This window comes from Pseudarthrobacter enclensis, assembly GCF_030811655.1.
GTDB classification, from domain to species: Bacteria; Actinomycetota; Actinomycetes; order Actinomycetales; family Micrococcaceae; genus Arthrobacter; species Arthrobacter enclensis_A.
In genome coordinates, this window is the sequence record NZ_JAUSRE010000007.1 from 63,981 (window position 1) to 77,520 (window position 13,540).

Below are 13,540 nucleotides of genomic sequence, written 5' to 3' on the forward strand. Positions count from 1 at the left end.
CCTGACGGTTCCGGGCCCTTCGCGTCGGCGGCGCTGCCGAAGTTGCTACACCTCGGCAGGAACAGCAGCCGCGGGTGTGACTGCCGCGCCGGGCTTGCGGGAAAGCCTGCGCTCCAGCCATTTGGCGAAAGCCGCCAGGATCAGGCACATCCCCACATAGAGCACGGCGGCAACAATGGCTGCCGGGATAATCGGGGAACCGTACTGGATCTGGCTGCCGAAGTACTTCGCCTGGAAGAGGATCTCGTTGTAGGTCACGATGAATCCAAGGGCGGTGTCCTTCAATATGACCACCAGCTGGGAAATGATCACCGGAAGCATGGACCGGACAGCCTGGGGCAGCAGGATGCTGGTCATGACCTTGCTCTTGGGCAGGCCAATCGCATACCCGGCCTCGCTTTGGCCCCGAGGCAGCGACTCGATGCCGGCCCGGAAGACCTCGGCGAGGACAGATCCGTTGTACAGCACCAGTCCTGCCACCACCGCGGTGAACGGCGTGATGCCCTGGACCCCGATGGTCGGCAGGCCATAGTAAAAGATCATCATCAGGATCAGCAGCGGAACGGCGCGGAACAACTCAGTGAAGCCGTAGCAGGGAGCGCTGATCCAGCGGCGGTCGGACAACCGGCCAAATGCCAGGAGCACACCCAGGGCCAGGCTCAGGACTGCGGCGGTGGCGAAGGCGGACAGCGTGGCACCGACCGACTGGGCGATGGTCTGCTGCACCAGCGGGAAAGTGAACAACTGCCACTTCTTAGCGTCGAACTGGCCGCTTTGCGCGAAGCGCAGGATGACGAATCCGACGATCAGCAGGATCACGAGGGCGGTGACGACGCCAAGAATCCGGTACCGGGAGCGTGCCTTGGGGCCAGGGGCGTCAAAAAGGATTGAACTCATCGGGCAACCTTCCACTTCTGTTCAAGCTTTCGCTGCAGCGCGGAAAGGATGAAGACAAGGATGATGAACACCAGGGCGACCCACAGCAGCCCGGTCATTGCGGGTTCACCGCGCTCGGAGAGGTTTGCCCGGATGGCGCCGGCTTCAAAGACCGAGAAACCGGCGGCGACCGTGGTGTTCTTGAGCAGGGCGATGAACACGCTGAACATCGGCGGGATGACGGCGCGGAAAGCCTGCGGCAGGATCACGAGGGTGAGGGTTTGGGTGAAGGGCAGGCCGATGGCCCGGGCAGCCTCAGCCTGGCCTACAGGCACGGTGTTAATGCCGGAGCGGACCGCTTCCGCCACGTAGGTGGCGGTGTAGAGGCTGAGGCCGATGATGGCTGCGGTGGTGAAGTCGATCGGCACCAGGCCCAGTTTCGGGTACCCGAGGGCGAAGAAGAAGAGAACCAGCGTCAGCGGGGTATTCCGCACCACGTTGACGTAGAGGGTCGCAGTGGCGCGCATGGCGGGAACGGGGGAGACCCGAAGTGCGGCAACGATGGTACCGAGGACCAGGGCGAAGATCGCCGAGAAGAAGAAAAGTATGAGCGTGTTCCGGAAACCCGTAATGAAGAGATCCGAATTGTTCAGCAGCGTATTCACAGAATCGTCGCTTTCGACAGTGGAAGAGGGGGCGGCTGCACAGCCGCCCCCTCGACTTTGGTTTTAGTAGTTCTCTACCTTGGGCTGTTCGACCTTGGTGCCCGACTGGCCCAGCGTCTGGTCGTAGATCTTCTGCCACACAGAGTTACCGTCGGTGAAAGTCTTGTTCATGAACTGACGCAGCGCGGTATCGCCCTTCTTCAGGCCGACGCCGTACTTCTCAGTGGTGAACGGCTGGCCCACAACCTTCAGGCTGTCCGGTTCCTGGGCAGCGTAGCCGAGCAGGATGGCCTGGTCGGTAGTGACCGCGTCAACCTGGCCGCTCTTGAGCGCCTCGACGCACTGCGAGTAGGTATCAAATTCGGTGGTCTTGGTGTTCGGGAAGTTTGCCTTGATGTTCTGGATCGGGGTGGAACCCGTCGCTGAGCAAACGTTCTTGCCCGAGAGGTCCTTCTCGCTGTTGATGCTGGAGTTGTCCTTCTTCACCAGCAGGCCCTGGCCAGTGACGAAGTACGGTCCGGCGAAGTCGATCAGCTGCTTGCGCTTGTCCGTGATGGAGTAGGTGCCCACGTAGTAGTCGATGTCCCCGTTGGTGATGGCGGACTCGCGGTTGGCGGACGGAATGGGCTTGAACTCAATCTTGTCCTTGCTCATGCCCAGTGATGCTGCGATCCATTTGGCGATCTCAATGTCGAAGCCCGTGTATTCACCGGTGGCCGCGTCTTTGAAGCCAAGGCCCGGCTGGTCCTGCTTGACGCCGATGCGGACCTTGCCGCTGGACTTGATGGCGTCGTAGGTGGGGCTGCCGGTGAGGGTCACGTTGTCAGCAACCTTGTAAGGGGCTTCATCCGTGCCGGAGGAAGCCGTGCCGCCGCCGCCGGAACCGCCACAGGCGCTGAGGGAAAGCGCCAGGGCCGCGGTTGCCGCGACAAGCAGCGGCTTCTTCCGGGTAAAGAATTTCTTCATCAGATACCTTTCATTGGTCGGCCGCGCGCGGCGGCCGAATGGGGTGCAGTGTGCCTAGTGGGTGAGGAGCTTGGACAGGAAGTCCTTGGCACGGTCGCTCTTCGGGTTGGTGAAGAACTCCTCGGGCGTCTCGTCCTCGACAATCTGGCCGTCGGCCATGAAGACCACGCGGTCGGCCGCCTTGCGGGCGAAGCCCATCTCGTGGGTGACCACGATCATGGTCATGCCTTCCTTGGCCAGCTGCACCATGACGTCCAGGACCTCGTTGATCATTTCGGGGTCGAGTGCGGAGGTTGGCTCGTCGAACAGCATGACCTTTGGCTTCATTGCCAAGGCACGTGCAATAGCGACGCGCTGCTGCTGGCCGCCGGAGAGCTGGGCGGGAAGCTTGGGTGCCTGCTGGCCGACGCCGACGCGCTCCAGCAGGGCCATGGCTTCCTTTTCAGCTTCCGCCTTCGACGCCCCCTTGACCTTGATGGGACCGAGCGTGACGTTTTCAAGGATGGTTTTGTGCGCGAACAGGTTGAAGGACTGGAAAACCATTCCGACGTCGGCGCGGAGCTTGGCCAGCTCCTTGCCTTCTTCCGGCAGGACCTTGCCGTCGATGGTGATGGTTCCACCCTCAATGGTCTCCAGGCGGTTGATTGCCCGGCAGAGGGTGGACTTACCGGAGCCCGAGGGTCCGATGACCACAACAACCTCGCCCTTGCGGACCTGGAGGTTGATGTCCTTCAGAACGTGCAGCTGGCCGTAATGCTTGTTAACGGCGTTCAGGGAGACGAGAGCATCGCCGGGCACATGTGTAGTCATAGAAAAGAATCTAGCGAACAACCGAGGGTTATGACGCCAATCACCCCCGGTTCCCCCTGATCGTGATTCAAGAGATACCTCACGTTGGAGGTTAGCCTAGGGGAATGAGTATCAACGCAGATCCGGCCAAGAATTCCCAGCCGCGCCGTAAAGGCCCTCTTGAGCTGCGGCGCAAGCAGGCGGCCGTGGAAATGTCGGACCAGCATCTGCTTGATACCAAGGGCGCCGGCCAATTCGTCCATACCGATCCATGGCGGGTCCTCCGGATCCAGAGCGAGTTCGTAGAGGGCTTCGGTGCGCTCGCGGACATTGGAAAGGCCGTCAGCGTCTTCGGATCTGCACGGACCAAGCCCGGCAGCACCTACTACGAAATGGGCGTCGAGGTGGGCCGCAAGCTGGCCGAGGCCGGGGTCGCGGTCATCACCGGCGGCGGCCCTGGTTCCATGGAGGCAGCCAACCGGGGGACCGTGGAAGGCAACGGTGTCTCGGTGGGACTTGGCATTGAGCTGCCGTTTGAACAGGGCCTGAACCAGTGGGTGGACCTGGGCATCAACTTCCGTTACTTCTTTGCCCGCAAGACCATGTTCGTCAAATACGCACAGGGCTTCATTGTGCTGCCTGGCGGCCTGGGCACCCTCGATGAGCTGTTCGAGGCCATGGTCCTGGTCCAGACCCGGAAGGTGACGTCCTTCCCCATCGTTCTCCTCGGCGTCGATTTCTGGGGTCCGATGATCGACTGGATCAGGGGCACCCTGGTGGCCGAGGGCATGGTCTCCGAGAAGGACCTGGACCTCATCCAGCTCGTGGACGATCCTGCGGAGGCGGTTGACCGTGTCCTGCACGTCGCCGTGACCCCGTCCCTGAACGGAGAGCAGAGGCCGGAGTAGCCGTGCGCGGGAGTTCCCGCCAACGGTCTGGCACGATGGGACAGTGAGTTTCTTCCTCGTCTTCCTCGCCGTCGTGCTGGTTGCGGCGGTCCTTTGGGCCGGCCTGGGCCTTCGCCCGCGGAAAACCAATGCCGCCGGACTGCCCGCCCTCCTTGACGGCGGATTCGAAGAACCCCCGGCCAACCTCCCTCCCGTGCTGCTCCCCGAGCACGCGGTTCCGGCCGACATCACCCGCCTGCGCTTCTCACTGGGCCTGCGCGGCTACCGGATGGACCAAGTGGACCAGGTCCTTGATGAACTGCGGGACCAGTTGGCTGCACGGGATGCGGAACTGGCGGAGCTGCGGGGCCGGCTGGCTGCCATGGAGCAGCCCGCGGAGGAGGATTCCGACGGCGGACCCCCGGTTTCCGCAGGAACGTCCCCGGAGGATCCGGGCCATGGAACCGGCGGCACAACCGCCCATGAGGTTGCCACTCCGGGGAAGGGCGGACTGTGAGCACGGTGGCCCACCCCAATACCTCATCTGCCGTGGGCAGCGCAGTCCAGCGTGCGGCTACCGCTGTCCGCGCCTGGCCCTGGTGGCTCCAGGTCACCGCTTTGTATGCTGTTGCCCGGCTGGTCTCTGCCTGCATCTTCATGGCCGCAGCGCTCCACCAAGGTCCCAACCCGTGGTTTCCGCCGAAACCGGACTACTGGAACTTCATAGACATCTGGGACGCCCGTTGGTACGGCCAGGTCATCGCCAGCGGCTATCCCTCCGTCCTCCCCACGGACGCGGCAGGCAATGTGCAGGAAAATACCTGGGCGTTCTACCCGCTCTTTCCTGCCCTGGCCGGTGGACTGAGCCGCCTCACGGGCTTGAGTCCGGCCGCCTCGCTCACGCTGATAGCCATGCTGGCCGGGTGGGGTTCCGCGCTGGCCGTATACCGGCTTTTCCGGCAAAAAGCCGCCCACGCCCCGGCGATGTGGGGCGTGGTGTTTTTTTCGGTCTTTCCGGTCTCCGCCGTTCTCCAGGTACCTTATGCGGAACCGCTGTCCCTCATGCTGCTTGCATGGGCACTGCTGCTGGTGGTGCGCAGGCAATACCTGTGGGCCATACCTTCGGTGGTCCTGCTGGGCCTGTCCCGGCCGGTGGGCGTTCCTTTTGCCGCAACGGTCGGGTTCCTCCTGGTGTTCCGTGCCGTCGCGTACACCCGCAACGGGCGGCAGGACTCCCGCGGCGAAGCACCCCACTCGCTCCGTGACCTCGGTGCTCTGGCCGGCCTCACCGCAGCCGCAGGTGTATCCGCGCTCACCTGGCCCGCATTGGCCTGGGCAGCCACCGGCGACCCCCAGGCGTATACCAAGACCGAGACGGTCTGGCGTGGCCATGACCTGGTGCCCTTCAAGCCGTGGTTTGACACCGGCGTCGAGCTCTTCGGCCCCGTACTGGGCCTCCTCGCACCATTGGTGTTCACGGCACTGTTCGCCGTGATGCTTTTCCTTCCCCCTGTCAAACAGCTCGGAACCGAACTGAGGCTCTGGTGTGCCTGCTACATGGGTTACCTGCTGGCCTTCCTCCACCCGCAGACCAGCACTTTCAGGATGCTGCTGCCGCTGTTTCCGCTGGCCCTGGGTGCGGTGTTCCTGTCCCGCTCAAGGGCTTACCGCGGGACGGTGGTTGTCATGTTCGTGCTGCTTCAGATCGTCTGGATCGTGTGGCTGTGGGCGTGGGCGCCCCTGCCCAGTGGAGGCGATTATCCGCCGTAGCAAAATGGGGCTTCTGCGCAGGTCAGGGCCCGAATCGCAGTCGTGCAGAAATGTCCATCGATTAGCTACGTGCGGGTAATTCCGGGATAATGATAGGTAAGCAAGGACAAAAGCATTCAGAAAACGCGCAGCCTCGGCGGTGGAAGCACCACCCCGCCACAGCGGCCTGATCGACATGCGGACACAGCCCGCCCGGGCTGATCAGTCCTGGGACAAAATGGAGGGGAATTCCTCATGGCGGCTATGAAACCACGCACCGGCGACGGCCCAATGGAAGTCACCAAGGAGGGCCGCAGCCTGATCATGCGCGTCCCGCTCGAAGGCGGCGGGCGCCTGGTGGTCGAACTGAACGCTGCCGAAGCAGCGAACCTCAAGGAATGCCTGGTAGGCGTTACCGAATAATCGTGCCGGACTGGGTCCGCGGCCTGCGGGCTGCGGACCCAGTCCTTTTACCGGGACACCTATTTCTTGACGGCCACCAGCAGGCCGTCGCCGGTGGGAAGCATCGCCGAGGACAGCCGGTCGTCGTCGCGGATTGCCTTCCCCACCTGCCGGAGGGTCACCGTGTTGGGCTCGCGGCCGGCCGGATTGGCCACCTTGTCCTTGTCCAGTGCGTCGTTGATGACCAGCAGCCCCGCGCGCTTGAGCAGCCGGACGGCCTGCTCCACGTAGCCGGGCAGCCCGGGCTTGTCGGCGTCGATGAAGACAAGGTCGTACGCGCCGTCAGTGAGCCGGGGCAGGACGTCGCCGGCGCGGCCCGAGATGGTGCGGGTACGGTTGGCAGGGCTGCCGGCCTCCGCGAACGCTTCGCGGGCTGCCCTCAGGTGCTCAACGTCCACGTCGATGGTGGTCAGGACTGCGTGCGGACCCAGGCCCCGCAGCAGGCAGACGCCCGAGACGCCGGCGCCGGTGCCGATTTCCACGGCGGTCTGGGCCTTGGACGCAGCAGCGAGCACGGTGAGGACCGCACCCACGCCGGGGCTGATGGCGCTGACGCCGAGTTCGAATGACCGTTCCCGGGCCCGAAGCATAACCTCATCCTCAGCGGGCAGATCTTCTGAATAGGACCAGCTGCTGGACTTGTCGGCGCTCATGGAATATCGCTTTCTGGGCGTAAAGGGGGAATGTCTCCTCAAGCCTACTGTGTCCGGCCCGGCAGCCTCGGGAAGCAGCCGTTGCGCCCAAGGCGGAAGTTGGCCGCCGGTCAGGAAATTCCCAGCGAAGTTTGACATGATTAATATCCGCTCATCCAAAAGGTGACCGGCGCCGAATCAGAGATGTCAACAGTATCCGGGCGTTAGCATTCCACGAGGGGAGTGGACGATGTCATCTTCAGTTGTGGCACCTGTCCCTGCAGTAAACAATCCCGATGATGAGTGGGTCCGTCCCACCTGGGAAGAAGTGGTCACCAACCATTCCGCGAAGGTCTACCGGCTTGCCTACCGCCTTACCGGAAACAAATTCGACGCCGAGGACCTCACCCAGGAAGTGTTCGTCCGCGTCTTCCGTTCCCTGGACAACTTCAAGCCGGGAACGCTGGACGGCTGGTTGCACCGGATCACCACAAACCTGTTCCTTGACCAGGCCCGGCGCAAGACCCGCATCCGGTTCGACGCACTGGCGGAAGACGCGGAGTCCCGTCTCCCCGGCCGTGAGCCCGGTCCGGAGCAAAGCTTTGAGCTGAACAACCTGGACCTGGACGTCCAGGCCGCGCTGGAGGAACTTCCGCCGGACTTCCGCGCAGCGGTGGTCCTGTGCGACCTGGAAGGGCTGTCCTACGACGAAGTCGCCGAGGCTCTTGGCGTCAAACTGGGCACGGTCCGTTCGCGCATCCACCGTGGCCGCACGATGCTGCGGGAGAAGCTGGCCCACCGCGACCCGCGCCCGCAGCAGCCCCGCCGCAAGCTTTCGATGCCCCGCATCGCCGGCATCCTCTGAACGGCGCATGAGGTCCCAGTTTCCTTTCGGCGGCAGGCATCAGCGCACCGGCAGCCACCTCGAGGCCTGCCAGGAGTGTGCTGCCACCGTCCGCCGGGAACGGCAGTACATCGAGCGTCTCCGGGACGCTCCCATTCCGCCTGCCAGTGATGACCTCACGGCCCGGCTGCTGGCCCGCACCCACCATCTGGCTGCACAGGAGCCGGTGCCCCCGCAACAGGGCGGTCCGTCCCGGGTGGCTGCCCGGGCGCTGGCGCTGACCGCGGGCGGAACGGTGGCTGCCGCCGGGGTGCTGGCCGTCGGTGCGTTTACGGCGGCCGGGGATCCCGGTTCGGGCGCTGCAGGGGACAGCGACGCCGCCTTCTCGCACGTCTCGTCACAAACCCCCGCCGACGGCCGGACGTTGACCGATGCGCAACTGGCCACCCTCCGCTCCGACGGGTGGGCTTGCCCGGAACTGCAGTCCATGGGGTTCCACCTGGAGACGGCCAAGGCGCTGATAGTCAATGGCCAGCCGGCCGTGGAGCTGCGGCTCACCGATGGCTCCCATCACGCCACCATTACTGAGGAGCACCCGGTGCAGGCCTCAGCCCAGGCCCCGCAGGCGGGAGATGCACAGCCACAACCCCAGGGAGAAGGCATCCATCAGGAGTGGGACGGCACCAACCGGGCAGCCACCTACCGGACAGCCGGCCTCACCATCACCTACCGTTCCGACCTTCCTGCCGGCGTGTCCGACGATGCCCTGCCCATCCTCAAGCGCATGGCCGACACCGCCGCGGAGGGGGTGGCGGCGGCCGTTCCGGACTCGACTGATGGGCAGGGCGCCGAACCCCTGGAGAGCCGGCTCGAGCGCGGATTCACAAAGATCGCGGGGCTGTTCTCCCGGTGATGCGCACTGTTGCTCCGTCCGCCGGACGGAAATCGTCACTCCGGGCCCGGAGAGGGTAATCTTCCTAAAGTGTTTGGAATCAACGGCCCGGAGTTCATCGTTCTGCTGATCATTGGTGTGCTGGTGATCGGCCCCCAGCGGCTGCCCGAATACACCCAGAAGCTGGCAAACCTGGTCAAGGAAGTCCGCCGCATGGCCAATGGCGCGCGGGAACAGATCAAGGAAGAAGTAGGCATCGACATCGATGATGTCGACTGGAAGAAATACGATCCCCGCCAGTATGATCCCCGGCGCATCATCAAGGAAGCACTGCTCGACGACGACACCAAGCCGGTCAGCGCAGGCGCACCGGCCGCCGTGGCCGCCGTTTCCGGTGCCGCCGCAGCCGCCGAGTCTGCTTCCAAACGGCCGGAAAGGGTTGTGCAGCGGCTCGCGCCGGGCGAGACCGCCCCGTTCGACACCGAAGCCACCTAGGGGGCACTCAGCGGGGCTGCAACCCCAGCTTCATTCCAGCGAGACCGCGCGGTTTAGCTGCCAGCTGCCCTGCGATTCCTGCCAGCGCAGCCGCTCCCGCCGCTTCCGGGCGCCCCAGGACGATGGGAACGCCTGTGTCTCCGCCCTCGCGCAGCTGGATGTCCAGGGGAATCTGGCCGAGCAACGGTACTTCGGCGCCAACAGTGCTGCTGAGGCGCTCGGTGAGTACCGCCCCGCCGCCGCTTCCGAACAACTCCATCCTGCCGCCGTCGGGCATTTCCAGGTAGGACATGTTCTCGATGACCCCTGCAATGGTTTGTCCCGTCTGGGTGGCGATGGCGCCGGCGCGTTCCGCGACGTCCGCGGCCGCCGCCTGGGGCGTGGTGACCACCAGGATTTCCGCCTTGGGCAGCAGCTGCGCCACGGAAATTGCGATGTCACCGGTACCCGGGGGGAGATCCAGGAACAAGGCATCCAGGTCCCCGAAATAGACGTCGGTGAGGAACTGCTCCAAGGCGCGGTGCAGCATGGGGCCGCGCCAGGCAACGGGCTTGTTGCCGGAGACAAACATGCCGATGGAGATGACCTTGACACCGTAAGCCACCGGCGGAAGGATCATGTCGTCCACCTGGGTGGGTTTTTGCGTGATGCCCATGAGCGCAGGGACGGAGAAGCCGTACACATCTGCGTCCACGATGCCCACGCGCAGTCCCTGGGCAGCCAGTGCGCAGGCAAGGTTGACTGTCACCGACGACTTGCCGACCCCGCCCTTGCCGCTGGCCACCGCGTAGACCTTGGTGAGCGAATCGGGCTCGTTGAACGGAATCCGGCGTTGGCCGCCCGCGCCGCGCAGCTTCTCCTTGAGGGCGTCGCGCTGCGCCTGGTCCATCACCTTGAGCTCCACATGCACGTCGGTGACACCGGGAACCGCCATAAGGGCGTTCCTGGAGTCGGTGGTGATGGTGTCGCGCAGGGGGCAGCCGGCAATGGTGAGCAGCACCGCCAGGGTGACCTTGCCGTCGCCGGAAACCCTGACAGACTCCACCATGCCCAGTTCGGTGATGGGGCGGCGGAGCTCGGGGTCGATGACCGTGGCCAGGGCTTCTTCGATGGCCTGGTGCTGCGGGGATCCGTTGGCTGCTGCGGGATCGGTGGGGGCGCTCATGGAAGAGCCTCGGCTTTCATGCGGTTGGGGCTGCCGGCCGGCGGATGCTGTGCGGTTTGCCGGTCATTGGGCAGAGTGGCCGGGCTTGACCCGTGGAATCTGCTGCGTGCGGGGGTTGCGTTGCCGGTCCCGTTGCTCGCGCAGCCTGTCCCTGACCTTGTCGCGCGGGGATTCGTGCGAACCGGGGCCAGAGTCCTCATGCGTCCGCAGTTCCTCCTGCGCTTCCAGCAGGTCCTCGAGGAGCGACCGGAGTTCGGCCCGGACGTAATCACGGGTGGCCACTTCCCGCAGGGCGATCCGCAGGGAGGCAAGCTCCCGCGTGAGGTATTCGGTGTCGGAGAGATTGCGTTCGGCGCGCTGGCGGTCCTGCTGCAGGGAGACGCGGTCGCGGTCATCCTGACGGTTCTGCGCCAGCAGCAGGAGGGGCGCCGCGTATGAGGCCTGCAGCGACAGCATGAGGGTCAGCAGCGTGAACCCAAGGTCCCGCGAGTCGAACTGCCATTCGGCCGGGGCCCAGGTGTTCCAGCCCAGCCAGAAGATGCAGAAGATCGTCATGTAGACCAGGAACTGGGGCGTGCCCATGAACCGGGCAAAGGCCTCGGTGGCGTGTCCGAAGGCATCCGGGTCGGGCCGGAACGCGGGCAGGATCCGTTGCCGGCCGCTCAGGGGCGTGTCCAGGCTGCCTCTTGATTCCGCTTTGGCCAGGTTCCGCTGGTTGGGATTCTTCGGGGCACTGATATCAGCCAATGCGGCCACCGAGCTTTCTTATCGGGGCTTCGCCATCATGGGCGCGCCAGTCGTCCGGCAACAAATGATCCAATACGTCATCAACAGTCACCGCCCCCACAAGCCGGCCGGCGTCATTAACCACCGGGAGGGAGTTCAGGTTATAAGTGGCCAGGGTCCGCGCCACTTCGCTGATATGGGCCTGGTCGGACAACGGCTCGAGGTTCTTGTCCACGAGGTTTCCCAGTGCTTCGAACGGCGGGAAACGCAGCAGCTGCTGGATGTGCACCACGCCGAGGAACCGGCCCGTGGGCGTCTCCAGCGGCGGCCGGGCAATGAAGATGGACGACGCGAGGGCCGGGGAGAGTTCCTCCCGCCGGACGTGCGCCAGGGCTTCAGCCACCGTGGCTTCCGGCGGAAGGATGACCGGGACAGGCGTCATGAGGCCGCCCGCGGTGTCCTCGTCGTATTCGAGCAGGCGGCGGACGTCCTCGGCGCCTTCGGGTTCCATGAGCTGGAGCAGTTCCTCGGCCTGGGCCGAGGGGAGTTCACCGAGGAGGTCGGCAGCGTCGTCCGGATCCATCTCCTCCAGGACGTCGGCGGCGCGCTGGACATCCAGGGCGGAAAGAATCTCCACCTGGTCGTCCTCGGGAAGTTCCTGCAGCACGTCCGCCAGGCGTTCGTCCTGCAGTTCGCTGGCGACCTCGAACCGGCGTTTGTCGCTCATCTCCTGCAGGGCCTCGGCGAAGTCCGCGGGTTTGAGGTCCTCGTGGTTGGCCACGAACTGGGTGGCGGCCTGGGGTTCGGTCTTCTGGCCCTGAAGGGCGTCGGCCCAGTCAATGATCAGGGTTTCGTTGCGGCGCAGGCGGCTCAAGGGGGACAGCGAATGGCCGCGCCGGACGAAGAGCTTGCTGACGAACCAGTCGCGCGAGCGGTGCTGGTCTATGGCAATGTCCTCGATGGTGGCGTCGCCGCTGCCGTCGCGAAGGGTGACGCGGCGGTCGAACATTTCGGCCACCACCAGGGTTTCCGCCCCGCGCTGTTCGAACCGGCGCAGGTTGACCAGGCCCGTGCAGATGATCTGGGTCTGGTCGATGGAGGTGATGCGGGTCATGGGTACGAAGACGCGCTTTTTACCGGGGACTTCCACCACGATGCCCACCACATGCGGGGGTCCCTGGGTTCCGCGGGACAGCACAACAACGTCGCGCAGCCGGCCCAGCCGGTCGCCCAGCGGGTCGAAGACGTCGAGGCCCAGGAGGCGTGCCACGAAGACGCGTGTAGGTGTTGTACTCACCACTACAGGCTACCGAGTCTGCTCTCTTTTAGCTGAATTTACAGGCAGCATCCACCTCGATGGGCAAGAATGGGGTTATGTCGAACATATTTGGTGCACCCAGGGCCGGCTCTCCGAACGGTCCGGACGATGCCCGGGCTGTTCCCACCGGTGACACCGTTGGCTCTTACACCTCTTACCTCGACGCCCAAAAGGCGGTTGACTACCTGGCGGACCAGCAGTTTCCGGTCCAGTTGGTGTCCATCGTGGGTAACGAGCTCAAGATGGTTGAGCGGGTCACGGGGCGCCTGAGCTACCCGCGGGTGGCCCTGTCGGGGGCACTGAGCGGTATGTGGTTCGGCCTGTTCGTAGGCGTCATGCTCTCCTTCTTCGCGCCGTCACCGGGCTACTTTTCCATCATGACCTCGGTGCTCATGGGTGCGGCATTCTTCATGCTCTTCGGCATCGTCACCTACGCCATGCAGCGCGGCAAGCGGGACTTCACCTCCACCAGCCAGGTCGTGGCAACCAGCTATGACGTCATCGTGGCCCCGGAGGCAGCCCATGAGGCCCGCCGCCTGCTGCAGCAGCTGCCCATGTCCCGTTCCGACGCGGCATCCGGCCACGGCCCCTACACGCAAAGCGACTACTACAACCAGCCGTACCAGCAGCAGCACCCGCAGCAGCAGGGCCAGGGTCCCGCCCGCCCGGCTGGCTGGAACGATCCGTACGGCCAGCGGTCCTCCGGCTCCTCGGCCCATGACGGCCCAGGGCAGGACGGATCAGCGCAGGACGGCCCGGCGCAGGACGGATCAGGGCAGGACGGGCATGGTTACCCGGTCGACGGCGGGCAGCACCAGCAGGCGCCCCAGCCTGTCCGTTCGGTCCGCTACCCGGATCTGCCGGACGGCCGGCCGCAATATGGCGTCCGGCTCCCGCAGGGCCCGGCTGCCGACGCCGGTAAGCCGGGAGCGGGACACAGCGCAGGAAACGCTCCCGGGCCCCAGCCGCATGACGGCACGGAACACCCCGCAGACCAGAAGTATGGACCCGACGGGGACCAGAACCAGGGCGGACACCGTCACTAGCACGACGGGGCCGTAAGCTTCCTGCCCC

The 13,540-nt window shown here is 64.8% G+C and carries 16 protein-coding genes; 8 read left to right on the forward strand and 8 right to left on the reverse strand.

The annotated features are described in order from the left end of the window. Nucleotides 1-45: 45 nt before the first annotated feature. The 4 genes from J2X98_RS08475 to J2X98_RS08490 all read right to left on the reverse strand — a co-directional run bounded on the left by J2X98_RS08475 (nt 46) and on the right by J2X98_RS08490 (nt 3,317). Nucleotides 46-897 (reverse strand): amino acid ABC transporter permease, encoded by an 852-nt coding sequence (locus tag J2X98_RS08475; RefSeq protein WP_141942422.1) that lies wholly within the window; start codon nt 895-897, stop codon nt 46-48. Beyond that, nucleotides 894-1,541, reverse strand: a complete 648-nt coding sequence (locus J2X98_RS08480) for an amino acid ABC transporter permease (protein WP_141942421.1) — start codon at nt 1,539-1,541, stop codon at nt 894-896. The genes J2X98_RS08475 and J2X98_RS08480 overlap by 4 nt, the downstream gene beginning before the upstream one ends. Nucleotides 1,542-1,604: 63 nt before the next feature. Continuing rightward, nucleotides 1,605-2,507: a glutamate ABC transporter substrate-binding protein gene (locus J2X98_RS08485; protein ID WP_141942419.1), complete on the reverse strand. Its 903-nt coding sequence runs from the start codon at nt 2,505-2,507 to the stop codon at nt 1,605-1,607. Between the two features lie 54 nt (nt 2,508-2,561). Continuing rightward, nucleotides 2,562-3,317, reverse strand: a complete 756-nt coding sequence (locus tag J2X98_RS08490; protein ID WP_141942417.1) for an amino acid ABC transporter ATP-binding protein — start codon at nt 3,315-3,317, stop codon at nt 2,562-2,564. A gap of 104 nt (nt 3,318-3,421) precedes the next feature. Here J2X98_RS08490 and J2X98_RS08495 point away from each other — a divergent pair, with 104 nt between their 5' ends. The 4 genes from J2X98_RS08495 (at nt 3,422) to J2X98_RS08510 (ending at nt 6,355) form a co-directional block, all read left to right on the forward strand. Continuing rightward, on the forward strand, nt 3,422-4,204 hold the full coding sequence (locus tag J2X98_RS08495; protein ID WP_141942415.1) for an LOG family protein: 783 nt from the start codon (nt 3,422-3,424) through the stop codon (nt 4,202-4,204). Nucleotides 4,205-4,247: 43 nt separating this feature from the next. Further along, nucleotides 4,248-4,700: a DivIVA domain-containing protein gene (locus tag J2X98_RS08500; protein ID WP_307306632.1), complete on the forward strand. Its 453-nt coding sequence runs from the start codon at nt 4,248-4,250 to the stop codon at nt 4,698-4,700. A 5-nt stretch (nt 4,701-4,705) separates the two neighbouring features. Further along, entirely contained in the window at nt 4,706-5,953 is a 1,248-nt protein-coding gene (locus tag J2X98_RS08505) for a hypothetical protein (protein WP_373460857.1), read from the forward strand. A 234-nt stretch (nt 5,954-6,187) separates the two neighbouring features. After that, the gene (locus J2X98_RS08510) at nt 6,188-6,355 is read left to right on the forward strand and encodes a DUF3117 domain-containing protein (RefSeq protein WP_009357720.1); all 168 of its coding nucleotides are present in this window, start codon (nt 6,188-6,190) and stop codon (nt 6,353-6,355) included. Nucleotides 6,356-6,414: 59 nt separating this feature from the next. Here J2X98_RS08510 and J2X98_RS08515 read toward each other — a convergent pair whose 3' ends face one another. After that, complete coding sequence (locus J2X98_RS08515) at nt 6,415-7,047, reverse strand: O-methyltransferase (protein WP_307306637.1); 633 nt, start codon at nt 7,045-7,047, stop codon at nt 6,415-6,417. 229 nt (nt 7,048-7,276) lie between these two features. On the opposite strand from J2X98_RS08515, the gene sigE reads away from it, so the two are divergent. From sigE to J2X98_RS08530, 3 genes are all read left to right on the forward strand, one after another. Continuing rightward, entirely contained in the window at nt 7,277-7,891 is a 615-nt protein-coding gene (sigE, locus tag J2X98_RS08520) for an RNA polymerase sigma factor SigE (RefSeq protein WP_141942407.1), read from the forward strand. A 7-nt stretch (nt 7,892-7,898) separates the two neighbouring features. Further along, on the forward strand, nt 7,899-8,783 hold the full coding sequence (locus J2X98_RS08525) for an anti-sigma factor (RefSeq protein ID WP_307306641.1): 885 nt from the start codon (nt 7,899-7,901) through the stop codon (nt 8,781-8,783). Nucleotides 8,784-8,852: 69 nt separating this feature from the next. Then, the gene (locus J2X98_RS08530; RefSeq protein ID WP_141942402.1) at nt 8,853-9,257 is read left to right on the forward strand and encodes a Sec-independent protein translocase TatB; all 405 of its coding nucleotides are present in this window, start codon (nt 8,853-8,855) and stop codon (nt 9,255-9,257) included. Between the two features lie 7 nt (nt 9,258-9,264). Here the strand turns inward: J2X98_RS08530 and J2X98_RS08535 are convergent, their stop codons facing one another. The 3 genes from J2X98_RS08535 to J2X98_RS08545 form a co-directional block, all read right to left on the reverse strand. Continuing rightward, nucleotides 9,265-10,422 (reverse strand): Mrp/NBP35 family ATP-binding protein, encoded by a 1,158-nt coding sequence (locus J2X98_RS08535; RefSeq protein WP_307306646.1) that lies wholly within the window; start codon nt 10,420-10,422, stop codon nt 9,265-9,267. A 63-nt stretch (nt 10,423-10,485) separates the two neighbouring features. Beyond that, nucleotides 10,486-11,178: a DUF1003 domain-containing protein gene (locus tag J2X98_RS08540; RefSeq protein WP_141942398.1), complete on the reverse strand. Its 693-nt coding sequence runs from the start codon at nt 11,176-11,178 to the stop codon at nt 10,486-10,488. After that, on the reverse strand, nt 11,162-12,445 hold the full coding sequence (locus tag J2X98_RS08545; protein ID WP_141942396.1) for a magnesium transporter MgtE N-terminal domain-containing protein: 1,284 nt from the start codon (nt 12,443-12,445) through the stop codon (nt 11,162-11,164). Before J2X98_RS08545 ends, J2X98_RS08540 begins: the two co-directional genes overlap by 17 nt. A 77-nt stretch (nt 12,446-12,522) precedes the next feature. On the opposite strand from J2X98_RS08545, the gene J2X98_RS08550 reads away from it, so the two are divergent. Continuing rightward, nucleotides 12,523-13,512 carry a general stress protein gene (locus tag J2X98_RS08550; protein WP_307306653.1) on the forward strand — a complete coding sequence of 330 codons (990 nt, stop codon included), beginning with the start codon at nt 12,523-12,525 and terminating at the stop codon, nt 13,510-13,512. Nucleotides 13,513-13,540: the final 28 nt, after the last annotated feature.